Annotated in this window: 24 protein-coding genes; 3 read left to right on the forward strand and 21 right to left on the reverse strand. The window is 32.7% G+C overall.

All coding sequences use genetic code 11. The features are described from left to right. Nucleotides 1-39: 39 nt before the first annotated feature. The 17 genes from ACMHJ2_RS05115 to ACMHJ2_RS05195 form a co-directional block, all read right to left on the reverse strand. Nucleotides 40-1,125 (reverse strand): hypothetical protein, encoded by a 1,086-nt coding sequence (locus ACMHJ2_RS05115; RefSeq protein ID WP_413511882.1) that lies wholly within the window; start codon nt 1,123-1,125, stop codon nt 40-42. 140 nt (nt 1,126-1,265) lie between these two features. Then, the gene (locus ACMHJ2_RS05120) at nt 1,266-2,393 is read right to left on the reverse strand and encodes an SPFH domain-containing protein (RefSeq protein ID WP_413511883.1); all 1,128 of its coding nucleotides are present in this window, start codon (nt 2,391-2,393) and stop codon (nt 1,266-1,268) included. 297 nt (nt 2,394-2,690) lie between these two features. Beyond that, a complete protein-coding gene (locus ACMHJ2_RS05125; RefSeq protein WP_413511884.1) occupies nt 2,691-3,641 on the reverse strand; it encodes an aldo/keto reductase in 951 nt (316 codons plus the stop codon). 657 nt (nt 3,642-4,298) lie between these two features. Then, complete coding sequence (locus ACMHJ2_RS05130; protein WP_413511885.1) at nt 4,299-4,457, reverse strand: hypothetical protein; 159 nt, start codon at nt 4,455-4,457, stop codon at nt 4,299-4,301. A gap of 452 nt (nt 4,458-4,909) precedes the next feature. Next, entirely contained in the window at nt 4,910-6,049 is a 1,140-nt protein-coding gene (locus tag ACMHJ2_RS05135) for a DegT/DnrJ/EryC1/StrS family aminotransferase (protein ID WP_413511886.1), read from the reverse strand. 198 nt (nt 6,050-6,247) lie between these two features. Next, complete coding sequence (locus tag ACMHJ2_RS05140; protein ID WP_413511887.1) at nt 6,248-7,258, reverse strand: ATP-grasp domain-containing protein; 1,011 nt, start codon at nt 7,256-7,258, stop codon at nt 6,248-6,250. 4 nt (nt 7,259-7,262) lie between these two features. Further along, nucleotides 7,263-8,171 carry a 1-aminocyclopropane-1-carboxylate deaminase/D-cysteine desulfhydrase gene (locus ACMHJ2_RS05145; RefSeq protein WP_413511888.1) on the reverse strand — a complete coding sequence of 303 codons (909 nt, stop codon included), beginning with the start codon at nt 8,169-8,171 and terminating at the stop codon, nt 7,263-7,265. Then, complete coding sequence (locus ACMHJ2_RS05150) at nt 8,158-8,697, reverse strand: GNAT family N-acetyltransferase (protein ID WP_413511889.1); 540 nt, start codon at nt 8,695-8,697, stop codon at nt 8,158-8,160. The genes ACMHJ2_RS05145 and ACMHJ2_RS05150 overlap by 14 nt, the downstream gene beginning before the upstream one ends. Further along, entirely contained in the window at nt 8,672-9,304 is a 633-nt protein-coding gene (locus ACMHJ2_RS05155) for a sugar transferase (RefSeq protein ID WP_413511890.1), read from the reverse strand. Before ACMHJ2_RS05155 ends, ACMHJ2_RS05150 begins: the two co-directional genes overlap by 26 nt. 2 nt (nt 9,305-9,306) lie before the next feature. Continuing rightward, nucleotides 9,307-10,473, reverse strand: a complete 1,167-nt coding sequence (locus ACMHJ2_RS05160; protein WP_413511891.1) for a glycosyltransferase family 4 protein — start codon at nt 10,471-10,473, stop codon at nt 9,307-9,309. Between the two features lie 15 nt (nt 10,474-10,488). Then, nucleotides 10,489-11,448: a hypothetical protein gene (locus ACMHJ2_RS05165; RefSeq protein WP_413511892.1), complete on the reverse strand. Its 960-nt coding sequence runs from the start codon at nt 11,446-11,448 to the stop codon at nt 10,489-10,491. Then, nucleotides 11,445-12,533: a glycosyltransferase gene (locus tag ACMHJ2_RS05170; protein WP_413511893.1), complete on the reverse strand. Its 1,089-nt coding sequence runs from the start codon at nt 12,531-12,533 to the stop codon at nt 11,445-11,447. Before ACMHJ2_RS05170 ends, ACMHJ2_RS05165 begins: the two co-directional genes overlap by 4 nt. After that, nucleotides 12,530-13,972, reverse strand: a complete 1,443-nt coding sequence (locus tag ACMHJ2_RS05175) for an oligosaccharide flippase family protein (RefSeq protein WP_413511894.1) — start codon at nt 13,970-13,972, stop codon at nt 12,530-12,532. The genes ACMHJ2_RS05170 and ACMHJ2_RS05175 overlap by 4 nt, the downstream gene beginning before the upstream one ends. After that, entirely contained in the window at nt 13,972-15,102 is a 1,131-nt protein-coding gene (locus ACMHJ2_RS05180) for a glycosyltransferase (RefSeq protein WP_413511895.1), read from the reverse strand. Before ACMHJ2_RS05180 ends, ACMHJ2_RS05175 begins: the two co-directional genes overlap by 1 nt. A 17-nt stretch (nt 15,103-15,119) precedes the next feature. Continuing rightward, a complete protein-coding gene (locus ACMHJ2_RS05185; RefSeq protein ID WP_413511896.1) occupies nt 15,120-16,244 on the reverse strand; it encodes an O-antigen ligase family protein in 1,125 nt (374 codons plus the stop codon). Between the two features lie 344 nt (nt 16,245-16,588). Continuing rightward, nucleotides 16,589-17,884: a nucleotide sugar dehydrogenase gene (locus ACMHJ2_RS05190; protein ID WP_413511897.1), complete on the reverse strand. Its 1,296-nt coding sequence runs from the start codon at nt 17,882-17,884 to the stop codon at nt 16,589-16,591. Between the two features lie 69 nt (nt 17,885-17,953). Further along, nucleotides 17,954-18,928, reverse strand: coding sequence for an SDR family oxidoreductase (locus tag ACMHJ2_RS05195; protein ID WP_413511898.1), 975 nt, complete (start codon nt 18,926-18,928; stop codon nt 17,954-17,956). Nucleotides 18,929-19,481: 553 nt separating this feature from the next. Here ACMHJ2_RS05195 and ACMHJ2_RS05200 point away from each other — a divergent pair. Continuing rightward, the gene (locus ACMHJ2_RS05200; RefSeq protein ID WP_413511899.1) at nt 19,482-20,285 is read left to right on the forward strand and encodes a DNA alkylation repair protein; all 804 of its coding nucleotides are present in this window, start codon (nt 19,482-19,484) and stop codon (nt 20,283-20,285) included. A gap of 310 nt (nt 20,286-20,595) precedes the next feature. Here ACMHJ2_RS05200 and ACMHJ2_RS05205 read toward each other — a convergent pair whose 3' ends face one another. The 3 genes from ACMHJ2_RS05205 to wecB form a co-directional block, all read right to left on the reverse strand. Then, nucleotides 20,596-21,342, reverse strand: coding sequence for a YoaK family protein (locus tag ACMHJ2_RS05205; protein WP_413511900.1), 747 nt, complete (start codon nt 21,340-21,342; stop codon nt 20,596-20,598). Nucleotides 21,343-21,531: 189 nt separating this feature from the next. Continuing rightward, a complete protein-coding gene (gene wecC, locus ACMHJ2_RS05210; protein WP_413511901.1) occupies nt 21,532-22,743 on the reverse strand; it encodes a UDP-N-acetyl-D-mannosamine dehydrogenase in 1,212 nt (403 codons plus the stop codon). 58 nt (nt 22,744-22,801) lie between these two features. After that, the gene (wecB, locus tag ACMHJ2_RS05215) at nt 22,802-23,920 is read right to left on the reverse strand and encodes a non-hydrolyzing UDP-N-acetylglucosamine 2-epimerase (RefSeq protein WP_413511902.1); all 1,119 of its coding nucleotides are present in this window, start codon (nt 23,918-23,920) and stop codon (nt 22,802-22,804) included. 779 nt (nt 23,921-24,699) lie between these two features. Here wecB and ACMHJ2_RS05220 point away from each other — a divergent pair. Then, nucleotides 24,700-25,119, forward strand: a complete 420-nt coding sequence (locus tag ACMHJ2_RS05220; protein ID WP_413511903.1) for a cold-shock protein — start codon at nt 24,700-24,702, stop codon at nt 25,117-25,119. 15 nt (nt 25,120-25,134) lie between these two features. Further along, entirely contained in the window at nt 25,135-25,329 is a 195-nt protein-coding gene (locus ACMHJ2_RS05225; protein WP_002991706.1) for a cold-shock protein, read from the forward strand. A 164-nt stretch (nt 25,330-25,493) separates the two neighbouring features. On the opposite strand, the gene ACMHJ2_RS05230 is transcribed toward ACMHJ2_RS05225, so the two are convergent. Beyond that, nucleotides 25,494-25,589: a hypothetical protein gene (locus ACMHJ2_RS05230; protein ID WP_413511909.1), complete on the reverse strand. Its 96-nt coding sequence runs from the start codon at nt 25,587-25,589 to the stop codon at nt 25,494-25,496. Nucleotides 25,590-25,729 lie beyond the last annotated feature (140 nt).

A 25,729-nucleotide genomic window follows, 5' to 3' on the forward strand; every position in this document is an offset into this window, starting at 1 on the left:
CCCTTGCTTACTAGTTTATCTATCAAATGTCAAATCAAACTACGCATCCTTAAACAGGAGTACCAACACGATTAGGATAAAGAAAGCTATCAAACTCACAAAAATTATTTTCCATGTACTATAAGGGCGTTCACCCGTAATTTTACCTGTTACCCCATTCACATAAAACGTGTATTGTTTATTTCCATACGAAAATGAACTAACATATAAAGGTAAAAGGATATGCTTAAACGAAATATTGGATAATTCGGTATTCATCGAATGAATCTGTTGTTGATCTCCACCTATATTTCTTTTAACACTTTCTCTTTCATATCCTTCCACTATACCTCTAGCTACCTCATAAGCTTCTTTTATATCTACCTGATACTTTTCCGTAATGAATCCACTTAAATAATCCCCTTTTATTTTCTGAACTGCTTTAGGATTCCAACCCGTAGAAATAGTTTGCAGTAAATCTTTTTTCAGTGTTTTATTACCAGTTACTAATAGATCATCATAAAAATTGGCTACTCGCCCTCGTACATTTGTCCACGCAATGCGGCGTTCTCTCCTTTGCTTATCACCACTGCCCACCGTTACATAATAAGCGTCCCCTCTTTGTCCACTATACTGGGTATAGGTTTGCATATCATACGTCCAGAAAGGCACATAGATACCTCTTAAATTATCGGCAGAAAATATTCCTCTTTGTATTTTGTCTGGTGCAAACCACAGTCCTTTGATCCACTTTTGCAGTATACCAGCAACTTGCTGTTTGTCAACAGTGAAAGGAGCAATATATTCGGGTTGAATATATCTTTCTTCATGGATATCTTTTTCAACCAATGGGCTTGCACAATACGGACAAATCATTGATTTTAAATTCTCATCAACCGTAGATGTGGCGAGACACGTAGTACAACCTACAAATTTAGTTGTAGTAAAGTTTTCCTTCTCATAGTTTTTCATAAAACTACTAAAATCACGCTCATCCAATACTTTTTCCCCAAGCTCTATTTCTTTGGTACTCCCACAATATTCACATACCAAGGTTTGCGTACCTGGTTTATAAATCATGGAAGCTCCACATGAACTACAAGCGGTGGATTCAGATATATTGTGTTTTATGTCTTCAAGTATCACTTTATATGTATTAATAAATCCTTATCCTATTTATCTATATATGCCTCAAATGTACCTTTACTAAATTATTTAGTAAAGGTACATTTGAGGCAATTTTAATAAAAGAAACAACTAAGATGTAAAATCCTAAAGCTTTGCTTTTATTTATGGGGTAATGGTGGAGGTATTTGTGTCCATAAAGTACTCAAATCTTCTTGTTCTTCTGCTTTATCCCAGTTTGCCATTCCTTTTTTCCAAACTAGTGTATCTCGAAGTAATTGACCGTTTCTCATCATTTGTTTGATTCCATCTAAATCAAAAGGCCCAGTTTGTTGACCGTTAACTGCTACAAAATAACTCATCAATACCGTTCCTGGAATGGGTGGAGGTGTACTAACTACTGGCTGAGTGACCGCTTGTTGTGTGACTGCTTGTCCTTGCGCCATAGCTTGTCCGAATTGATTTGCCATGGCAAAACCGGCTCCCATACCTACTCCAGCTCCTGCTAATCCTGAAGGATTATTAGCCGCTGCTTCCATCGCTTTAGCCGTTTTCATTTGCATTAATTTATTCAAGTCAACATGGTTTAATCTACTTAACTCAAATATTTCTTTTTTCACCTCTTCTGGCATCGATACGTTCTCAATTAAGAACTTCGTTACATCCATACCATATACCTCGAAATCGTCTTTCATATAGGTAAAGATCGCCGTAGATAGTTCATTGAGGTTAGCGGCATAACTTTCGATTGGAAGATTAGCCTCTCCTATAGAGTCCGAAAAACGAGTGACAATAGCACTTCTCAACTGATCGTTGATTTGCTCCGTGGTGAATGTACCTGATGTGCCTACGATTTCTCTTATAAACTTCCCTGAATCAGCAATTTTAAAGGTATACGTACCAAAAGCTCTCACTTCTATCATACCAAAGCGATTGTCATTCAAGATAATTGGGGTTTTCGTTCCCCAGCGTTGATCAATAAAAGTCTTGGTGCTCACAAAGTATACCTCCGCTTTAAAGGGACTATTAAAACCATATTTCCATCCTTTCAACGTAGATAGAATGGGTAAGTTCGCTGTATTTAAAGTATGGGTACCTGGACCAAAAACATCGGCTAATTGCCCCTCATTGATAAATACAGCCATTTGTCCCTCACGAACAACAAGTTTCGCATTGTTTTTTATCTCGTTTTGAAACCGTTCAAAACGGTGTACAATTGTATTTTGACTTGGATCTAAAAACTCAATGATATCAATGAATTCCCCAGTTAATTTTTTAAATAAATTCATAGCTCTTTTTTTCTTAAAGGTCATTTACTTAGCGTAAATATAAAAGATTTCACGCTATTTTAACCTGTTTTATATTTAAATTAATTGTATTTTTAACACGTTTCGTTTTCTATTTAAACTAAAAGGAAGGATAAACGATAGTTTCTAGTTAGGGGCTTTACTTTGATTGCCAACAGCTCCATATTTGTCTTTAATTCCCAAGCAATTGAACACAAAAACCCCACAAAAGACATAAAAAAGTAGTCTTTTGTGGGGTTACTATTCTAAACAGGAGTTCAATGTACTGTCTAAAGTGTTTTAATAAGCACTTGCCTTTGCCAAAATTTCAAGATCTGCTTGGTCCAACACAACCTGACTTACAGCTAGAAGTGCTTGTAACTGATTATCTTTTGTTGTACTTACAATTGGAGCAGTAACTAAGGGGTTAGTTAGTAACCAACTCAATGCAATTGTTGTTGGGGTTGTATGGTGCTTTTTAGCAATAGCATCTAAAGCATTTAGAATATTCTTTCCGCGATCATTAAAGTGTTTTTTGATGCCCTTTCCTCGAGCTGTATTTTCAAAATCCGCCTCTGTCTGGTATTTTCCAGTTAAAAAGCCTGCTTCTAAAGACCAATAAGTAAACACACTTAAATCGTATTGTTCAACTAATGGAGTATATTGCTTTTCAAATTGCTCGCGAACAACTAGATTATAATGTGGTTGTAAAGCAACATATTTTGGCAAATTATATTTTTCGGAAGCTTCAAACGACTGAATTAACCGCTCTGGTGTAACGTTAGAGGCTGCTATATAGCGAACTTTTCCCGCTTTTATAATTTGATCATAAGCTTCTAACGTTTCTTCTACTGGTGTTACTCCATCGTCAAAATGCGTATAATATAAATCAATATAATCGGTCTGCAAGCGCTTTAATGATTCATCTACCGTTTTTAAAATATGCTTTTTGCTTGTATCTATCGGATGCAATCCTGTTTCCCCACCTACTTTTGTAGCTATAACTACTTGCTCTCTAAGGGCTCGATTCTTCATCCACTTCCCAATAATTGTTTCTGACTGGCCTCCAGCTCCTCCATCGACCCAATAGGAATAGCTATCAGCTGTATCAACAAAATTAATTCCAGCGTCGAAAATTTGATCTAAAATACCAAAGGATTGTTTTTCATCCAAGGTCCAACCAAATACATTTCCACCAAAATTAAGGGATGAAACTTCTAAATCTGTATTTTTTAGTTTTACTTTCTTCATTTTTAAATTATTTTAGGTTTAAAAAGCAGGATTTACAACTCGACCATCTACCCTTAATGCTGCCGTTGTAGTGGCATAAGAAAGGGGACTAACTGTACTAACTGCTGCACAAAGTTCTACAAATATGCCTCCAATTGATGAAGGTCTTTATTCTTGTATAAAAGTTTTTCTCGCTTCTTCTACTGTACTATTTTTTCTGTAGGCTATTTTTGTCTATTTCGAGTATTTGAAGCAGACCAAGTTGAATCAGGAAGTAGTGCATTGAAAGTAATACTCGTCCTTTTTAATATGCATTGGTTTTGCTTTTTTTCCTCAATCCCAACCTAAGACCAACTCACATCTCCAGTAATTAAACACTCTTTGCCATTTTCAAGTTGGATATAAACCCTAATTTCACCTGGCGTATGTCCTGAAGATATAGATAAAACATTCTTAAAATCAACAATTAAAAACCCCTTTACTTGTTCTTTATTCAATTGTAAAAGTGGCGTTTGCAGTTCAAAAAGTAAGGTATTAACCCTTTTTTTAGTCAGCAGGATTGTAGCTCTACTTCATCTTAATATTCGGTTCGCAATACCCTGCAATATGATCTCCATGCTCATGGGTATGGTAATTTGTTTGGCTCCTTTTAAAGCGAATTGTATCGAGTCATTTTCTTTAAAAAAAAGGTTGTCCCACCCCATTTCCCAAAAAAACGTGTACTTTATCATCCATACCTGAATCAATCATAATCCATTGGTTATCAAAACAAAATTGGGAAGCCGTTCTAGCTTGTATATAAGGTTCTATTTGTTCCTCCTTCAATGATTTGTTCAAAAGTACGAGGACTTTAAGCAAATTTCACCTAAAGCAAATCATTGGCTTGTCCAAAACTATAAGTTATGGAGAATAACCCCAACAAACTAAATAAAGTGATTGTTTTTTTTATGCTAGCCTTTTTTAATATTTTTTACTCCTTTTTTATTCTATACGAATCCTATCTTCTCTCTTTTCAATTAGTTCTGATTAAAACTCACCTAATTTATTACACAAAACAAGAGAGTGCCCAAAAAAAAGGACTGGATAAATCTCAACCACTAAATCCATCGCCTTTATCCAAACTTCTAATTTTTGAGGGGCTTTGATAAATTTCACACTTTTTTATTTCTTATACTTGAGATGAAACCTAATATCATACCATAAATACTAAAAAATACGTCAATAAAACAAAGCCTAAAAAAAAGGATACCCTATGTGGATATCCTTTAGTTATACTTCTATTTTTCTATTTAAGATTTAAAAAACGCTTTAATCGCTATTGCAATACGTTTGCGTTCTTCATCGGTTAGATTTGAACCTGAAGGCAAGCATAGGCCTATTTCAAATAATTCTTCTGCTACGCCCCCGCCATAATAGGGAGCATTCTCAAAGATTGGTTGTTTATGCATAGGTTTCCACAATGGACGGCTTTCAATTTCTTCCGTTAACAAAGCTAAACGCAATTGCTCTCTGTTTTTACCACAAACTGTTTCATCTATCGTAATACAGCTCAACCAATGGTTTGAAAAGAAATCTGTCGAAGGTTCTGTAAAAACAGTAACGCCATCAATTAAAGCGAATAACTCTTTATAAAAAGCATGATTGGCACGACGAGCGGCGATGCGATCCTTCAACACTTCCATTTGTCCTCTACCTATTCCTGCCACAATATTACTCATGCGGTAGTTATAGCCAATATGGGAATGTTGGTAATGAGGCGCATTATCTCTGGCTTGTGTAGATAAAAACACAGTATGTTCCTTTTGTTCTTTAGTATTACAAACTAGCGCTCCTCCCCCTGAAGTTGTGATAATCTTATTTCCATTGAAACTCAAGCCAGCCATGATTCCAAAAGTACCGCATTGTTTTCCCTTATATGTACTTCCTAATCCTTCGGCTGCATCTTCTAAAACGGGGATATCATAGCGAGCTGCTACCTCCATAATTTCATCCATCTTAGCAGGCATTCCATATAAATGAACTGGTAAAATCGCTTTGGGTCTTTTTCCTGTTGCAATCGTACGTGCTTTAATAGCCTCTTCTAATGCTACTGGACACATATTCCACGTTTCTCTTTCACTATCAACAAAAACGGGTTTTGCTCCTAAATAAGCGATCGGATTAGCTGATGCTGAAAAAGTCATCGTTTGACAAATAACCTCATCTCCTGCTTCTACGCCTAGATTAATTAAACCCAAGTGCAAAGCGGCTGTTCCAGAGCTTAATGCTGCCACTTGAACATCCGAACCTAAAAATTGTTCTAAATCACCTTCAAAACCATTTACATTTGGTCCTAAGGGAGCCACCCAATTCGTTGCAAAGGCTTCGTTTACATACGTTAATTCGTTTCCTCCCATATGCGGAGAAGATAACCAGATTTTTGCTTTCATTCTGCTGTTTTTTTATCGAATTTTGGAAGACTTAAAGGTAAGTAGTTATTACATAATGTTTATACAATGTATACACCTTTTTTATATAATTATGTAAAAGCAAAAATCCACTCTTAAAGAATGGATTTTTGTTGTAAAAAAAAGACAGTTCCTATGCATTATTCTTACTAAAAGTATTTCGTTAAGGATTAATAACAACTAATTTACTCTTAATAATCGGTCGCATTTTGAAAACATTATCCCCTCTTCGTATTTTGAAAAGGAAGAAACTTCCGTATTTCCTTTTAGCCACTCAATATAAATAGCGGCTGTATTATTTCCAGCTTCATGTGAAAATGGATATCCACCACCAAAACGAGGATTCAATTCTAGCACATATAGTTCTCCATTATATTCAAACACATCACAATCTAAATTTCCAATATGCTTTAAATGCTTACCAATTATTTTTCCAATTTCTTCAAATCTAGAATCTATCACTGAAATAGCTTTATCCGTTTCGCCTGATCTCATTTGCAGTTTTTGACGAACAAATGTTCCTATATAATTTCCATCAAAATCATTTAATATATCCATTCCATATTCTTTTCCAGGTATTTTTTCTTGAATTAATATGGCATGTTCAATATCTGCTTTACTCGCTTCTGCCAAAATTGTTCTTTTCAAACGAATGCTTTGGAGTTTATAAGCTAGTTCTAATTCTTCTAAGTCCTCTGGAAAATCAATTCCAATAGAAGCGCTTCCCCAACGAGGTTTTACTACTAATGGAAAATTTAATTGTCCATCTGCAATTGCTTTTTTAGCTTCATTAAAATCGATAAAAGTCTTTGGTGATTTTAAACCTACTTTTTCTAAAAATTTCACTGTTTCCCATTTATCAAATGCAATATTTATCGCTTTTTCATCGGAAACAATCACCTTAGCTCCTAAAGCTTCTATGTCACTTTTGGCTTCACTCAAAATAGGCAATTCTAAATCATTTAATGAAATCACTGCATCTATCCTGTTCTCCTTTATGATATTAATTAATGAAGAGATATAATTCGCACTATAGATTGCAGGTACTTGCAATGCAACATCAGCATCGACTAATGCTGGAGCTGTTAACTGCATATCCGTTGCAAAAATTTTTCCTTGTCCTTTTAAGGCTTCTTTGAAATAATTAATTAAATAATTACGTCTTCCTGCACATGTAAATAATATATTCATTTGTTTATTCTGCTAAAAAATTAAATATTCCTCCTGTATGCCAAAACACAATGTTCTTTTGTTCTAGTTGATGCTGTTTACAATATTCTAACATACCATAAAAAGCCTTCCCTGAGTAACAAGTATCTAACGTAAAACCATATTCTCGAATTGAATTCAGGCACAATTCTTTTAATTCTTCTGAATATTTTGCATAGCCACCCATTAAATACTCATCTAAAACAATCGATTCTCTATTTAAACAAGAAATATGATAGTTCTCACATAAATCTTTATAAAATTCATCTACAATTTTAGTTGCTTGTTCTGCTTTTCTACCCACTGAAATTCCAATTACTTTTGTATGCTCAAAAGCCAATTTATCTAAACCAGCCATAATTCCAGATTGAGTAGAACCCGTGCCTGAAGCATGAAAAATATAATCTGGCTTCCAGTCATTTTCATCACAATAATTCTTCAAATCTTCAATTGCTTCTATATACGCTAAGCCCCCCTCTAATGTATGTCCTCCCCCCCAAATATAATAAGGAATATCACCTTGGTCATGATATTGTTGCATAGCAGAATCCATGGCCAATCCAATAGCAGAAGCTTGTTCAACAAAATGGATAGCAACACCCGAAAGGCGCATTATTTTAGCATTACCTGACTGTTTTTCAAACTCCTCTTTAGAACCATGTAAAACAAGCGTACACTTCATCTTATTTTGAGCAGCGAATACAGCAACTGCTCTGCAATGATTAGATTGAAAACCTCCTGTTGTTACTAGAGCATTAGCTTGCTTTGCCAAAATATCTTTTCCAATGAAGTCCATTTTCCGTCCTTTATTACCCCCACCAAGAAAAGGATAAAGGTCATCTCGAAAAACAACTAAATTCTCACTTAATTTTGAAATTAATTTAAAGCTCATCATGATAATATTCTTTCCATTCTAATACTTCCCATTCAGATTTCAACAAGCCATAAAAACGTCTATTTTGAAATTTATCGTTTTTCCACTTGTGATTTCTTAGGATACCCTCCAATTGAAAACCACTCTTTTCATAGATACTATACGCTGCGACATTATCATCATTCGTATAGAGGTAAATCTTATTCAATTTCAATATAGAAAAGGCATAATTATACATCCATTTAGATACATATTGACCAATCCCTTTTCCCTGTTGAAAAGGATCCACCATCACATAAAACTCAGCGTTAGAATGCTCCTTGGAGATACTCGTAAAACCTCCCATAGCAACACATACCGAATTGGTATCAAAAAAAGAAAAATCAATGCGATTTTGATTACCAATATTCGCATTATACCATTTTACTGTATTTTCTACAGAAGCAGGCAATTCAAAAAACATGGTTTGATTAATTAAAGGATTGTTGATCCAATCCACTCGGATTGTTATATCTCCTTCATTAAATCGCTTCGCTTTTATTTTCATTTTTTCTATAAATATCTAGTCGTGTAAATAATTGTCCTGGAATAACAACAATATCTTTTCTATTAATTACATTCTTTATCGTTTGAATAAAAATCTTCACATCATTCGCAAAAGATAAATTTTCTACATAAGTAGCATCCAGTGCTAAACGTTCGTCCCAATTAATTGTGTTTCTCCCATTTACTTGAGCTAATCCTGTAATACCAGGTCTAATTGTATGTCTTAATCGCTCACTTTCCGTATAAAAAGGCAAATAGGCTACTAATAATGGTCTTGGCCCAATTAAGCTCATATCTCCTTTTAAAATATTAATTAATTGAGGTATTTCATCTAAGGAAGTTTTACGAACAAAAGCTCCTACAGCTGTTAATCGTTCCGCATCTGACAATAGATTACCATTTGCATCCTTCTTATCATTCATTGATTTAAACTTGATAATCTTAAAAACGCGTTCCCCTTTTCCGGGTCTTGCTTGAAAAAAGAAAGGCTTTCCTTGATTAGCAAAAAACAAACCTAACATCACTATAATAAATATAGGGCTTAACAATAATAAACCAAAAAAAGCGGCTAAAAAATCGAATACTCTTTTAAAAAAAAATTTATACATATTTATTTTAGTTTTACTTTATTTGACAAACTATTATATTCATTCAATATTATTTTCCAAACATGTTTTTGTTCATAACGTTCTTCAATCATTCGTCTACAATTTTCCCTTAAGAAATTAGAATAGCAAGAGTCCAAACCTATTTTTTTCATAGAATAAAATATAGCCTCAATATTTCTTACTGGTATTATCATACCATTTACATTCTCTACTATAATTTCGTTACAACCATTAATATTTGAAACAATAGAAGGTATTCCCATAGCACCAGCCTGCATAACTACATTTGGAAACCCTTCACGATAACTTGGAAAAACAAGCACATCAGAAATAGCAAAATAGGGACGTACATCTTTTTGATATCCAACACTAATAATATTAGAATGGTTATTTATTAAACATAATGTTTCTTCCTGCAAAGCATCTAATTCATTTTCCAATGGACCTACTAGTAATAATTTGGGTTTTATTAGAGATTCCTTATCTAATTTTATAAAAGCACTTACTAATTCATTTATGCCCTTGTCTTTCACTAATCTACCTACAAATATGAACACAAATTCATCCGTTTTAATACCTAACTTCTTTTTTAATTCTGTACGTGAATCTTGAGAAATCAATTCTGGATCAAAAAAACTTGTATCTATTCCATTAGAGCTACCACTACCTAAAACTTTTAATTTACTAACTCTTGTAAATTTATTTTCTAAAATTATTTCATTCAAACCATAAGAGTTAGGGTAAACTTTCGTTGCACAAGCATAAGTTAACACTTCTACTTTATTCAATAACAAACGTTTAAAACCAGTGGCTACAGTCAAAGGCATTCCTGCAACTGTATGCAAACGATAAGGAACTCCAACAATTTTTGCTGCCAACATTCCCAATAAACCAGCTTTGGGAGTATGTGTATGTACAATTTCGGGTTTCTCCTTTTTAAAAAATTTAATCAGCTGAATTAATGATTTTAAATCACTTAAAGGGGAGATTGTTCGTGTCATATTAATAGCCACTGTTTGTACCCCTTCATTTATATGTACATCATCTAATGCTTCACCTGAGCTAGACACTCCTATTACCTCAAATCCTTGAGATTTCATAAATTTTAATTGCCCCTTTAAAAGCCCCCTTAATGATTGAGGAACAGTTGTAATACGGATAAGTTTCATTTTTAATCTCTATGCTTAATAACTTTGAAATTTTATTGGTAAATCAATTCTTCTATGCTTCTTAATTTGATTATTATTATCTGATTTAAAATTTTTCATTTCAATGGATCCTTTCATATTTTTAGATTTCACAAAATCTTCTTTCAAAACACCAGAATAAGTAAATCCATATAATGAATTTGAATCATTTAAATTTTCTATACTAATAGAAATTTCATTCTTAGATCCTGCATAATATTTTAGATATACTTTAACACCTTCATTAGTATTATTCATAGTTCGAATATTTCTCAAAACAATATTTTGCAAAAATTGACGATTATTATTGGGTTCAATATCAATCCCTGACATAGGATTTTTTCCATTTGTATTAGTAATTAAAATATCACTAATTTCTAATCCCTTTACTGTAATAACAGAAATTCCATTTCTATTGTTATTATCAATAATTCCACCCTTAATCTTTATTCTTTCATTAGGTAATTTAGTATGTTTATCTTCTCCAATATAAATACCATCTCCCCAACATAATTTTATATTTGGATTTATTATTTGAACATCTATTGATGACAGAATACTAATTCCCATCCCCCATTCACCTTTTATACCAAGATGTGTAAATCTATCTCCTTCAATTACAGGATTAACTATTTTTACATTTTTTACATTAGCAATATATAAAATACTATAATTTGTTTCAAAATTAGGTTCTATGATTAATTTTGATTTTTCTTGAAAAATAACTGTTTGATCACTGGAAATCTTAAGTCCATTTTTATTTATCAAAACTGTAAAATTTGGTATTAACACACTCAGATTTTCATCTAATCCTTTTTGGATATATTCTGTATAATCTATTTTACCAGAAACATCAAAATTGTCAGGCAAATACTTAGTCAAATCAATCGGATTTGCTAATAAAGAAACGGATACAATGAATGCGATGAAACAGAATATTTTTTTTAAACTATTCATTCTATTTTTTTAATTAACAATTCTTTTTTATAAACATCTATATAATTATCTACCATATTACAAATATCATATTCTTTTGATCTCAAATAACATCGATACGCTACTTCTTTATAATACTTTGAATCATTTATTAATTCTAAAACAAATTGAGCTATTTGTTTTTCATTTCCTCTTTCAAATAGAATTCCAAATCCATTAACTATCTCGCTTAATCCTTCTACATTTGATGCCAAAATTGGCTTCATAGAAGCCATTCCCTCCACTGCAGCGAGACCGAATCCTTCATAAAAAGATGAAAGAATGCAGATATCAGTATTAAATAATATATCAGGAATATCATTTCGTTGTCCAAGAAATCGAACTCTATCTTCAACCTTTAAGCTTCCTGCTAATTTTCTACATTCCTCGAGTCTTGGCCCCGACCCAACAAATTGTACTATGATATTCTTAGGTAAGTGTAACAAAGATCGAATAACAGTATCTTGATCTTTTGGATATCTAAAACTTGCTATTTGAGTTAAGGTAACTATATCATTATTTTGTATTGTATTATTGGTATTTGGTCGAAAATTTAATGTCTTTACTCCATTTTCAATTACTACTACCTTACTTTTAAATCGAACACCTAAATGGTCTAGTAATTGTCTCTCTGTAGCTTTTGATATACATATTATTTTTTGATATTTTGAATAAATAAATTTTTCAAACCATTTCAAATAAATTTTATCTCTTCTCTTATTATTAGTACTATGTTCAGTAAATATTATACATAAATTCGGAAAAAACAAAACTTTACAAATAGCTAACCAATAAACAGTTGGAAATAAATGTGCATGCACTATATCATAGTCTTTTAAAAATTTCTTTAATTTAAAAACTATAGAAAAACTATAGAAACTTTTAGCATGTATAGAATAAATATTAACACTCGTTTGCTTTATTTGCTCGTATAAAATAGTATCAGACTCTTTTAATAACAACAAATCGGCCTTTATATTCCTTTCATTATATAAAGGTAATGTGTCAACTATCAATTTTTCAGCTCCTCCTGTATTAAGAGAATTTATTATATGTAAAATTTTCATCTTTTTAAAACTCTTTTAAAAAACTTATCTTTTAAAAATAACACTAAGTTTTTTTCCTTCACTAATAAAATAGCCAGCATTATTACAACCATAATTGTTTTGTACATAATATTATAAGCAAACTTATCTATGAAATAATCTATTATTGAAGAAAAAATAACTAAAAAGAAAACTACCAACAATTCATATTTAACTCCAGATAAACAATCTATAACGGATATACCTAACTTTCTTTTTGCTTCATAAAAAATATAGGGAAATCTTAAATACAAACTTCCGTATCTAATTAAAACATAAGCAATAATTCCATAATGAACTGAAAAATAAATAAAGGGTAAAGAAATTAAAGTACATATCAAAGTATTAACACCGATAACTTTAAAATATCCTTTTGCACGCAAAGCCTGAATTACAACTTCATTAAAAAATGTACATCCCATCAATACAAATGTCCATTTTAAAATATAGGAAATACCGACCCATTCATCATTAAACAACACTTTCTCCATTAATTCACTATAAACAAATCCTACTGCACAGGATACAGCTGATAAGGTAAAAACAATTTTATGTGAAAAAAGAACTTTCCTATTATAATCAATTGATCCAGAAAAAGAAGAAAATGCACTATAAAGCACAGGCAATAAAGGTGCTAATAAAAATCCCTTTAATGTATTATATAATGTTCTACTCGTGGTAAACAAACCTAAGTCTTTAGATGAGAAATAATTAGCTATTAAATACGTATCCAAAAATATAGGAATCCAAATAAAAATTTCTTCTATCGTATTCCAAATAGAATTAGAAAAAATATCTTTAAATATACCTTTTTCAAAATAAAATCTAGGCTTCCAATCACTAAATTTCCATAAAATAATTGTATTTAAAAAGGCTCCCATTACTGACCCAAAAACTATTGCCCATACGCCACCGCCTAAAAAAGCTAATGGTATAGAAATAACCGCAGGAGTTCCAATTGTTATAAGTCTCGTATAAAATAAAAACTTGAAATTTAAATCTTTTCTCTTTAAAGCATTTTGTACAGATGATAATGTATAAAATATAATTTGTAAAGACATTATTTTTATTACATCAGTAGATTTTGGTTCATTAAATAAATAAGCTATCCAATCAGAAAAACTAAATATTATTACAAATAAAATCAAACCAATTACAAAATTGGTCGTAAATGCAACATTATAAACTTTAAATCTCTCCTCTCCATCTTTATTTAATTGAATAATATACTTAGCTGTACCTAAATCACTAACAATATAAATAAAAGTCAATAAAGTTGTAGCTACAGCAACAACACCATAATCACTTGGGCTAAGTATTCTAGTTAAGACAAGAAAAACTAACGGACTTACTACTTTTGCAACTACCTCTGTTAAAGAAGACCAAGCTGAGGCTTTAAAAACTTTTTCACCTACAGACATTATTTACTAAAAATTGTGTTAACTATTTTTTTTAATTGACATTCACAAGTAAACTCTTTTTCAGCAAAACTCCTCATTTCAACAAGTAAATCAGAATTTTTATAGATCTCATCATAAAATTCCAAGATTGTATTAATTTCAATAGCTGTTTCATTAAAAAGCACTTTTTTTGCAAACTTCTGCTCTTCTATTTGAGGTTCTTCGGCTGAATAGATAAAGGGTAATCCTCTAGCAGTATACTCTCTTACTTTTAACTCTGAACATTTCGTTGAACCTTTTCTAAAAATAGCTAATGATCCTATTCCAATATCACTAACATTAAAAATACTGTCTAATTCCTTTCCTCCTAACGCTCCATAGAACTTTACATATTTATTCAAATCATACTCTTTAACCAAGTTTTCAAGTACTTTCTTTTCTACACCATCACCTACAATATGTAAAAAAACTTTTTGTTTAATATTCTCTTTACTATAATAGTTCTTTAACCCTCTAACTACTCTATCAAATCCATGGGCTGGTGTGATCTGCGCTAGAGCCAAAAGGTCTACTACATCATTCTTGATTGGTTGTCTTAGTTCAATCTTTTCAATATTTACAAAATTTTCTATCTGAATAGTAGGCATATTAAATAACCTTTCGTGATTAGAAAACGTAGCCAAATAATCTATATACTTGTATGTATTATTATTTAGAAAACGTTTGACTTTAAATAAAATTTTTGTTTTTAATGAAGAATTCTGGTTTGATCTCTCCATATAAGTAGGTAATTCCCCAACTATTTTAATATTTGGATTAATCTCCTTCATTTTCTTAAAAAAACTAATCATAGAGAAACTAAAATGTTCATATCGAAGGTAAATCATATCATAATGCTCTAGCACATTAATATTATCCTTCAAATACTTATAAGTATTGTCCATTGATTTATAAAATGAAGAACTTTCATTTACTAAAAAGGTACGATTATCATTAATATTCAAGAATATTTTTCCCAAATCAAATTCTAAGAAATCTACAAGAAAACCAATTTTTTTATATGTTTCGATTTCTAGGTTAATTTTTTTTGCTACACCATTTTTATCTAAAAGATCAACACGATAACCTGAAATAAAAAGAAGTTTATACATACTATCTATTATTATTATTATTTCCTTTTATTATTTAACAACACTCCCATAAATAACCAAAAAAACACAGATCTCCAATATACATTTGAAAAGAGTAATTCTATTATACCTGCGGAAAAAAGATAAATTAAAAATATTTTATATTCTTTAGTATACTGATTTGATACAATAATTTTAAAAAATCGAAAAATAATAATCAACATTGGTATTAAATACAATAATCCACCTTCATACAAGACTTGAATAATAAAATTATGAGGATAAATACCATATTTTTCATCAAAAACAGCAATACCGTTTCCTATAAATAAACTATCTAAAATATCTAAAAAAGCATAACCCAATAATGTTCCTCTACCATTAGAAAGATCTTGCTGACTTTCATTAAACATTAAGATCTTATCAATAGCCTTAATATTATATCCAAAATTATCTAGAATTTCCTTAATCAAAAGGAGTAAATCAATAAAAACAAAAGAAACTAGAAATAATAATATTACGGATATGATTATAGCTCTCGTTTTTAATAATTTTCTTTTTTCTAAGAATATTAAAGCTAAAAATAAAAGTAATGCTAATAATGCCCCTCTAGTACCATATTTAAAATAAAATGTTAAATAATATAGAATAACAGTGATAGCAATTATTTTAAATATTCTTTTATGTAGAAATGAAACTGTTAATATCAGGGCTAAAATTAATCTTAATACTCCATAAGAAACTCCCATATAGAATCCAGAAGCCGTAACTAGAGAATCAAAGACCTTAAATTCAACTAAATAAATACCAGGAATACTAATTATTGCTATTAATGATACAGCATAATAAAAAAACTTGTAATCAATTTCGCAAGAAGAATATAAAATTCCAGTGAGCCCAAAAACTAAAAAAGAAGAAAAATAAAGAAGAAATGTTTCTCGGTCAGGTAATGAGTATGCATAACTAAAAAGAAAAAGAACCATTATTAATACAAAAACAAAGAGCTTTTTATTAATAAATATTGTTATATTATTATTTAATAGTAATAAAACTAGGCTAAACAAACATATAAAAACAATAATATTAGATACTGGAAATATCCAAGATATTGGATTAGCACATAAAAAAATTGCCAATCCAATACTATTTATCTTATTCTTCAAAATTTTATCCAAATCCTACAAAATTTTCAGTATCCTAAATACCATTTTAATGCAAATAAACTTAATTACTATAGTATAAATCCTATATCTTCAAAGTAATTCCTATTATTTGCATTAGCAATTCTAAGAGATTACAATGACTAGCTTTACAATCATCTCCTTTCACATCAATTATAATAATATACAATTTATAGAAATTAATAAGAATAATTCACAAATAATTTTTATTCTCACAACAAGTTGATTATACAACAATTTATATATATAGATGCTTTTTTACTTTTAGAAAGACTTTAAGATCTTTATCTAAAGCATTTTAATATACTATTTTATTAAAATTAATGTTACAACCTGTTATCAACGCCTTCTTTCAACAATCCTTTCACATCATATACGATTGCCGTATTTTTCTTCAGTTTTTCAATATCCAAAACTAACAATTCTTTATGTGCTACACCAAGTACTACGGCATCAAATTGTCCTTGTGGCAAAGTTGTATTACTTGTTACCCCATATTCATGCATTACTTCATTTGGATTCGCCCATGGATCATAGGTTGTTACTTTTACGCCATAATCTTCTAAAGCAGCGATTACATCTACAATTTTCGTATTGCGGACATCTGGGCAGTTTTCTTTGAAGGTAACGCCTAACATTAATACCTCCGCTTTACTCACATCAATTCCTTTTTTAATCATGGTTTTGATTACCTGAGCAGCCACATATTCACCCATCGAATCATTCAAACGACGGCCTGCCAAAATTATCTCTGGATGATACCCCTTCTCCATGGCTTTTTGTGCCAAATAGTAAGGATCTACTCCAATACAATGTCCTCCAACTAAACCAGGTTTAAACGGCAAGAAGTTCCATTTAGTTCCGGCAGCCTCTAATACCGCATGGGTATCAATCTCTAGAAGATTAAAAATCTTCGCTAATTCATTGACAAAAGCAATGTTGATATCGCGTTGAGAATTCTCAATAACTTTAGCTGCTTCAGCTACTTTAATGGTCGGTGCCAAATGCGTACCTGCGGTAATAACGGCTTTGTAAATATCGTTCACAACTACGCCAATTTCGGGTGTACTTCCTGAAGTTACTTTTAATATTTTTTCAACCGTATGTTCTTTATCTCCTGGATTAATACGCTCTGGAGAATAGCCAGCATAAAAATCATCATTGAATTTTAAACCCGAAACGCGCTCTAATACAGGCACACATTCTTCTTCTGTTACACCAGGGTATACGGTAGATTCATAAATAACGATATCTCCTTTTTTCAATACCTTCCCTACCGTTTCCGAAGCTTTATACAAAGGCGTTAAATCAGGGCGATTATGTTTATCTACTGGTGTTGGCACCGTAATTACGAATACATTACAATCCGTAATATCGCCTAAGTCATACGAACAAAATAAGCCTTTCGCTTCTTTCGCTAAAACAGGGTTCATGGATACGGTTACCGCTTTTAGTATTTCATTTTCAACCTCAAGCGTACTATCTTTCCCCTCTCTTAATTCATTAATACGCCCTTTGTTTATATCAAAACCAACCGTTGGGAATTTTGTAGCAAATAAACGCGCCAATGGCAAACCTACATAGCCTAATCCTATAACTGCAATTTTATGTTGTGTACTCATGTAATATAATGTAATGTTTTGTTCCTATTGATTATAAAGCACAAGGCTTTCTCTTTTATTTTCTATTTTTTAAAGCATCTCTTTATGCTTCCAATACCATTTCACCGCTTCTTTTAATCCTTCGCGAATCACATATGTCGGTTCATACCCCAACAATGTTTTTGCTTTATCAACAGAAGCTAAGGAATGAGCTACATCACCTTGTCGATTCGGTCCGTGTTTTACCTCTACATTGGCTATTTCAGCATCGTATTCCGTCAAAAACTCTTTCAAATAGCCTACCAATTGATTCAAATTTGTACGATCACCAACAGCCGTATTATAAACGGTATTAATTGCCGCTTTATTATCGGTTAGCATGGCACGTTCGTTCATTTGAATCACATTATCAATATAAGTAAAATCGCGTGAATTTTCTCCCGTTCCATTGATTGTAGGGCTTTCGTGTTGAATAAACTGTTTGGTGAATAAAGGAATAACCGCCGCATAAGCGCCTCTTGTATTTTGACGACGACCAAATACATTGAAATAGCGTAAACCAATAATTTCTATGCCATAGGTTTTTGCAAACACATCTGCATATAATTCATTCACGTATTTGGTAACTGCATAGGGTGAAAGTGGTTTTCCAATAACGTCTTCTACTTTAGGTAAAGCAGGTGAATCCCCATAGGTAGAAGAACTAGCAGCATAAACCATGCGTTTTACTCCACCATCACGTACGGCCACTAACATATTCAAAAAGCCATTGATATTTACTTCATTAGAAGTAATTGGATCATTAATTGAACGCGGTACAGAACCTAATGCTGCTTGATGCAATACATAATCTACACCTTCTACCGCTTGTTGACAGGTTGTCAAATCACGAATATCACCTTCTAACAATTCATACTTGGGATTACTTAAAAAATCCTCAATGTTGTGGCGATAACCGGTTGCAAAATTATCCAAACAACGCACAAAGTATCCTTTATTTAAAAAGTACTCTGTAAGATTAGAGCCAATAAAACCAGCTCCACCAGTGATCAATATCTTTTTCATTTTTTCTTTGTAAGCTTTTTAGCCTGTCTTGCACTTTACTACAAGTTTTTTTCTTTATCGACAAAGGTACATTTTTTACGCATTTAGCATAGCATTCTATTTATTATTTTTAAGCAAATACGAATTGAGCGAGTACTTCAAAAAACACTCATTTCACAAAATTAAAGTTAAAAAAACTTAATTTACTTCAACAAAAACAAAAAAAATAGCCCCATACTGATTTTAATTCAACTTAATCGCCTTTTTCAACTTTAGCTAAAACTTCACTTTTTGTAAAGATTGAATATTTAATTTGACCTTCCTTCTTTCCCCAGTCTTCTCTCTTTCTTCTCTCTTTCTTTTCCTCCTCCTAATTGCAACTCAAAATTGACAAGGTCTATTGCTCTGTATTTTTGAATGACCAATAAATCAAAATAAATCTCTTACTATGGGCTCTCACTGCAATTTCTCATTTCTATCTTAAATTTCTAGGGGGAGGGTGACTTTTTTATGCGGTATTGCAAGAGTCAAAAAAGAGACTAACCTTTGTACGTCAAACCAAATAGCCATCCGTATGAAAGAAACGAAACGTAAAGGTTCGAGAACAATTGCATCCATCCCACCTGCTCTCTTGCAACAATTGAATCAAGGAGAAATAGAAACTGCTAACCTAGTAGAATGGCTAGCTATTGACGTGGTAGAATTAGTCAAAAATCTACTACAGCAAAGCAATAAGCTGCAGTACTTGGATGCGGTATTAGATGCATTGGAAGACATAAAAAAACCGACAATCACGTTAAAAAACGCAACAATCGGTCAGGTTTTACTCGAGCAAGTCACGCTTAACAAAGACGAGGAACTCTTTGCGTTTTTAAGTCAACACCCCTCGGATATGGCCCGATGCTGGGCTACGTATATGATTGGGTGCGACCCTGCACTTAGTCCCCAAAAACAACTAGAAGCGATTCAAATATTTGCAGCAGATTCCCATTTTGGCGTAAGAGAAACAGCCTGGATGGCGGTTCGACCAACAATTAGTGCCAATCTCGCCTTGAGTTTGCAAATTCTCGAACCCTGGACCTTAAACGCCGATGCAAACATCCGCCGTTTCGCTACAGAATCAACCAGACCCAGAGGCGTTTGGTGCGCCCATATCGAAGCACTTAAAGACAACCCTGAACTAGCACTAGCGCTACTGGAAAATTTGCGCAATGATTCTGTCAAGTATGTACAAGACAGCGTGGGCAATTGGCTGAATGATGCCAGTAAAACACAACCTGAATTTGTTCGAGCTATTTGTACGCGCTGGCAAGAAGAAAGTCCATCGAAAGCCACGCTTTATATTAGCAAAAAAGCCTTGCGATCGATTGAAAAGTAATTTTTGTTCTTTCTAGTAGCTAATAAAAAAGAAAGAAATACCACTGCCTCCCGCCTTAGCTAGCTCCATGAAAGTTTTGTGCACTACTCAATTGCTGTACTTACCTCCCTATTTTTCGCGTCGGCATAAAGTAACTAAATAGGTTGTTTTTTTGAATTTCACTCGGTATTTCTTCGAGTGTTCTTTTGGTCTTGTTCGGGTTTTGTTCGAAAAAAGGGGTGTTTTCTCGAAGAACTCCCGAACAAGACCAAAAGGTATTAGTGAGCTAAGAAGAGAAAAAATTAGAGAGAAAAAGACAAAATCGCGTTGCTTAGAGACGAAAGTCTCTCTTTTGAATTTTGCGTCTTAAGGCATAATAGCTGAGTAACAATTGGTCGTACCATAAGGCTAGCACCAGTAAAAGCACAGCTAAAAACAAGGTTTTAAATTGATAGTGAAAATACATAAAACCGCCAGCTACACATCCAATAAAGAAACAACCAATAATGGCGAGCATCAAGATAACACTGCGGTATAACCGCTTGCGCTCTACGCGATCTCTATAGAAAAACAGTTGGGAAAGGACAATGCCCATATCCGTAAACAAGCCCGTTAGGTGCGTTGTTCGCACTACAGCGCCAGAAACTCGGGTAACCAATGCGTTTTGCAAGCCCATTGAAAATAATAAGGCTAAAGCGCAAAAAACGCGGTATTTAGCTAAGGCGTCTTCATAAAAAACATCAACTAGACCGATACTCAGCAATAAAACAACTTCAATAAGAATGGGTATAACATAGGAAACCTCGGATTTGTGTTTCAATCCCCACTCCATAATAAAACTAGAAACAAAGGCTCCTAAGAAAAAGAAAAACGTATAAATCAGGTAAACCATTGCCCTACTGTAATTCTCTTCAATAAATTCTTCCGCAAAAAATGCAAAATGCCCCGTTACATTCGTAGTCAAGGTATGCACACCTAAAACGCCAACAATATTAACAATCCCCGCTACACAGGATAATAAAGAGGCTAATTTAAGATTGTGTGAATACGTACGACTCTTCCCTTGATGCCTAAACATACTACAATTACTTTTATACAAAGTTACAAAATCTCTTTGGATGCTACTCCAATTCTTTTTTAGCTACTTAAAATTCAAGCCATTACAACTGTTTTTTTTAGCTAAAAAGTTTTTTTTTTAATTCAACAACGCAAAAAAATAAGGCGCAAGAAACCTAGGTTTCTTGCGCCTTATTTTTTAGTTAAGCCCTTACGCTCGTTTGATTCCACAAAAATCCAAAACAACTTTATCACTTGGGATATCTAGGGTCTTAAATTCTTTATGGGCTACTAGAAAAACAAGAATATCAGCTTTTTCGACCGCTTCATTGTAATCCGTCAACTTAAATATTTTATGTTCTTGAACATTCGGTTCTACAATATACAAATCTGCATCCCCAGAATCTTGCAAGATACGCTCTGTAATATAAATAGCTGGTGACTCGCGTAAATCGTCAATATTGGGTTTAAAAGCCAGTCCCATTAAGGCGATTGAGGGTTCGCGTTTCTCTTTTAATTCAAAGGCTAAACGCGTTGATTTCACTTTTTCTGCACACCAAAAAGATTTGTAGTTATTAACTTCTCTTGCTTGTGCAATGATTCTTGACTCCATAGGGAATTCAGAAACAATAAAATAAGGATCTACAGCAATACAATGTCCACCTACCCCACAGCCGGGTTGCAAAATATTTACGCGTGGATGTTTATTAGCTAATTCAATCAACTCCCATACATTAATCCCTGCTTTATCGCAGATTAGAGACAATTCATTGGCAAAAGCAATTTGTACGTCACGAGAAGAGTTTTCTGTTAGTTTACACATTTCTGCTGTGCGCGCATGGGTTGGATGTAAGGTTCCCTGTACAAATTGAGCATAAAATGCAATTGCTTTTTGCGTAGATGCTGCGTCCACTCCACCAATTACACGATCATTATGGACTAATTCATACATAACATTACCCGGTAATACACGTTCTGGACAGTATGCCAAGTAGATTTTACCCTCTAATTCCGGTCGTTCAGCAAAAATATATTCCATCATCTTTTCCGTAGTACCTACCGGAGAAGTGGATTCAATAATATACAAATCGCCTTCTTTTAACAAAGGAATGATTACGGAAGTAGCGGCTTTTACATAGGAGATATCGGGTTCGTGATTCCCTTTAAAAGGAGTTGGAACCACAATTAGATACGTATTGGCTTGCACAGGCTTGGTGTCCGCTTTTAAATACCCTGCTTGTACGGCTTGCGCAACTGCTTGATCCAAATCAGGTTCAACGATGTGAATTTTTCCTGCATTAATTGTATCTACAACTTGTTGTGAAATATCCACACCATGTACTTGTATTTTATTTTGTGCAATTAAAGCCGAAGTTGGTAATCCAATATACCCTAAACCTATCGTTACTACTTGTACATTCATTCTTATTGGGTTATTTTTATAATTGTATTTTTAATATATTCATGTCTTTACTTGACTGCTATAATTGATCGATAAAATCAACAATACGTTGACAAGCCTTTCCATCACCGTAAGGATTATGTAAAGCAGACATTTCTGCGTAACGCTCATTATCAATCAATAAACGGTGTGTTTCACTTACAATTTTCGCTTGATCTGTTCCTACCAAAATAACCGTACCTGCATCAACTGCTTCTGGCCGTTCTGTAGTATCACGCATCACTAAGACCGGTTTTCCTAGACTAGGAGCTTCTTCTTGTACGCCTCCGCTATCTGTTATAATAAGGTAGCTCTGATTCATCAACCATACAAAAGACGGATAGGTCAATGGATTAATTAATTTAATATTATCAATTCCAGATAAAAGGTCATAAACTGGCTTTTTTACATTTGGGTTTAAATGTACAGGATATATAATCTGAACCTCTGGATGCATGGTTGCAATCTCTTTTAATGCTCGACAAATGCGAATAAATCCTTCTCCGTGATTTTCTCTCCTGTGCCCCGTAACCAAAATCAACCGCCTTTCTTGTTCCACTATTTGCTTGAGATAGTCAATTTCATCATACTGTAAATCCTCAACTCTTGCTACGCTTTCTAATAAAGCATCAATTACGGTATTACCTGTCACCAAAATGTTATTGAGGGCAACATTCTCTTTTATCAAATTATCCCTTGAAGTTGCAGTTGGTGCAAAATGATAATCACTAAGACGCCCTGTAAGCTGTCGATTCATTTCTTCGGGAAAAGGAGAATATTTATTGTGGGTACGCAAACCTGCTTCTATATGACATACTTTCGCTCCACCATAAAAAGCAGCTAAACTTGCTGCCATTGTGGTAGTGGTATCACCGTGAACAAATACGTAATCGGGTTGAAAATCACTTAGAACATCTTTTAGTCCAACAATAATATCCCCTGTTAACGTATACAGATTTTGGTCGGGTTTCATCAAATTCAAATCATATTCTGGTACAAGATCAAAGAAATCTAGTACCTGATCCAACATTTCTCTATGTTGAGCTGTTACACATACCCGTGTATCAAAGTGATTGCCCCTTTTTTTAAACTCTTTAACTAAAGGAGCCATTTTTATTGCTTCTGGTCTTGTACCAAATACAATTAAATTTTTTTTCATTCTTTATATTCTTAAGAGGAGAACCAATGCTTATCCCTACTCAATACCTTTCCAAAGTAAGGCAAATAGCCTTAAATTCATTACTTCTAACGATGCAAAATAACGGATTAATCAGAGTCAACAAATTGTATTCCCAATCAAACGGTAGTATCAAAAAAAAATTGTTAGTTCTCAACTTTTTTACACCCAAAGGTACATTTTTAAAGCTTTAGCCCCAATTTAATTTATCTTTTTATTTTTGCTTGATATACATCTTTAAGCCATTTATTTTATATTTTTGTACATATAAACGATAAAAAACAACACAATCAAAAATACCCCGTAAAGTCGATACATCTCTACTATTACAAGACTATAAAGTACACGTAGAATGGAATTAAACCCCCTAAAATTATTTTTATGCAAGAAAAAATGAAAAAAAACGACAAAATCCCTTGTCCTAATTAAAAAAACTATACCTTTGCACTGATTATGGCAATTAAACTTAATGTATAGCCTGGTAAATTTCAAACGCAGTACTACTGCGCTTATGTTTTTCAAACCTTTACTACTGTTTTTGCATTTATCACCAAAAAGATAAATATTTTTTATTTTCATTTGTAGTAAGTAGGTATCATCCGAACAACTTTTCAATACAAGGTTTATTCTAAAAAATAACCTTACTGTAACTACATAATTTAATAATCAATTATTTCTCTTAATTGCTTATCTTAGCAATGTTGTATATTTACAAACCTACAGATGGAAAAAGAAAACATTTGTTAACTATAGATTATTTAATGGCAGATTCATTTTTTAAAAAAGAGAACAACAAAAAGAAAAAACAAAAGCAAGAAGAAAAATTAAAACGAAGAGAAGATCGTAAACAAAACAACAACAAAGGGAAAGATTTAGAAGATTTGTATGTTTACGTTGATAAATTAGGGCAACTTACTCACTTAACCCCTGAGGAGCAAGCACTATACGAGAAGCAAGAAAGTAAAAAAGCGGATAAAATCTCACAAGATACTCATGAAGGTGTGATTAGCTATGTTACGGATAAAGGGTACGCTTTCGTCATTGACTCTAAGAGCAAAGAAAGTATCTTTCTGCATCAAAATGACTTAAATATTCCTTTGGAAAAAGGATTGAAAATAAGTTTCAAATTAGAACAGAATAAAAACGGAATAAGAGCTGTAGAAGCAGCTAAAAAAGAATAATAAATTTTAATTAATATGCAACAAGGAACAGTTAAGTTTTTTAATGAAACTAAAGGATTTGGATTTATCACACCAGACGATAATGGAGCAGATATCTTCGTACACACTTCAGGTTTAGTAGATCGTATTCGTGAGAACGATGTAGTTACTTATGAAGTAGAAAAAGGAAAAAAAGGATTAAACGCAGTAGAAGTTAGACGTGTAAGATAATTTCACACTGTAAAGTAAAAAAAAGCCAATCATATTCGTATGATTGGCTTTTTTGTTTTGGGGTAATAAGAATAGGAAATGAGTAAAAATGATTACTCAACACTTCTACTTCCATCTAACAAAACCCTTCTGTAAGTCACTCTATGTTTGCAAATAGAATGGGATCAAGTACAAAAGAGATCAATCCTAAAAGCTTTAATTTTCGCATTAAAGGATTCTGCAGAAGCATTGGTACTTCTGTTGTCAAAATAGTTTAATATAGATTGATAATTTAACCCATACTATGAATAACAAAGCTGAATAACCCATGCAATGCTTCACTGTAAACCGTATGATATACGCTGTGTTGATGTTAGTGTAAAGTTGGTTTGGGTAATCAAAAATTACTTTCTTTTTTAAA

The sequence above is a fragment of the Myroides odoratus genome, from assembly GCF_965118575.1.
In the GTDB taxonomy this organism is placed as follows: domain Bacteria; phylum Bacteroidota; class Bacteroidia; order Flavobacteriales; family Flavobacteriaceae; genus Flavobacterium; species Flavobacterium odoratum_B.

Bases quoted from the DNA above. Each gene is read 5' to 3' on its own strand.
- ACMHJ2_RS05120 (WP_413511883.1), bottom strand. From the start codon at position 2,393: ATGAATTTATTTAAAAAATTAACTGGGGAATTCATTGATATCATTGAG.
- ACMHJ2_RS05125 (WP_413511884.1), bottom strand. From the start codon at position 3,641: ATGAAGAAAGTAAAACTAAAAAATACAGATTTAGAAGTTTCATCCCTT.
- ACMHJ2_RS05135 (WP_413511886.1), bottom strand. From the start codon at position 6,049: ATGAAAGCAAAAATCTGGTTATCTTCTCCGCATATGGGAGGAAACGAA.
- ACMHJ2_RS05140 (WP_413511887.1), bottom strand. From the start codon at position 7,258: ATGAATATATTATTTACATGTGCAGGAAGACGTAATTATTTAATTAAT.
- ACMHJ2_RS05145 (WP_413511888.1), bottom strand. From the start codon at position 8,171: ATGATGAGCTTTAAATTAATTTCAAAATTAAGTGAGAATTTAGTTGTT.
- ACMHJ2_RS05150 (WP_413511889.1), bottom strand. From the start codon at position 8,697: ATGAAAATAAAAGCGAAGCGATTTAATGAAGGAGATATAACAATCCGA.
- ACMHJ2_RS05155 (WP_413511890.1), bottom strand. From the start codon at position 9,304: ATGTATAAATTTTTTTTTAAAAGAGTATTCGATTTTTTAGCCGCTTTT.
- ACMHJ2_RS05160 (WP_413511891.1), bottom strand. From the start codon at position 10,473: ATGAAACTTATCCGTATTACAACTGTTCCTCAATCATTAAGGGGGCTT.
- ACMHJ2_RS05165 (WP_413511892.1), bottom strand. From the start codon at position 11,448: ATGAATAGTTTAAAAAAAATATTCTGTTTCATCGCATTCATTGTATCC.
- ACMHJ2_RS05170 (WP_413511893.1), bottom strand. From the start codon at position 12,533: ATGAAAATTTTACATATAATAAATTCTCTTAATACAGGAGGAGCTGAA.
- ACMHJ2_RS05175 (WP_413511894.1), bottom strand. From the start codon at position 13,972: ATGTCTGTAGGTGAAAAAGTTTTTAAAGCCTCAGCTTGGTCTTCTTTA.
- ACMHJ2_RS05180 (WP_413511895.1), bottom strand. From the start codon at position 15,102: ATGTATAAACTTCTTTTTATTTCAGGTTATCGTGTTGATCTTTTAGAT.
- ACMHJ2_RS05190 (WP_413511897.1), bottom strand. From the start codon at position 17,884: ATGAGTACACAACATAAAATTGCAGTTATAGGATTAGGCTATGTAGGT.
- ACMHJ2_RS05195 (WP_413511898.1), bottom strand. From the start codon at position 18,928: ATGAAAAAGATATTGATCACTGGTGGAGCTGGTTTTATTGGCTCTAAT.
- ACMHJ2_RS05200 (WP_413511899.1), top strand. From the start codon at position 19,482: ATGAAAGAAACGAAACGTAAAGGTTCGAGAACAATTGCATCCATCCCA.
- ACMHJ2_RS05205 (WP_413511900.1), bottom strand. From the start codon at position 21,342: ATGTTTAGGCATCAAGGGAAGAGTCGTACGTATTCACACAATCTTAAA.
- wecC (WP_413511901.1), bottom strand. From the start codon at position 22,743: ATGAATGTACAAGTAGTAACGATAGGTTTAGGGTATATTGGATTACCA.
- wecB (WP_413511902.1), bottom strand. From the start codon at position 23,920: ATGAAAAAAAATTTAATTGTATTTGGTACAAGACCAGAAGCAATAAAA.
- ACMHJ2_RS05220 (WP_413511903.1), top strand. From the start codon at position 24,700: ATGGCAGATTCATTTTTTAAAAAAGAGAACAACAAAAAGAAAAAACAA.
- ACMHJ2_RS05225 (WP_002991706.1), top strand. From the start codon at position 25,135: ATGCAACAAGGAACAGTTAAGTTTTTTAATGAAACTAAAGGATTTGGA.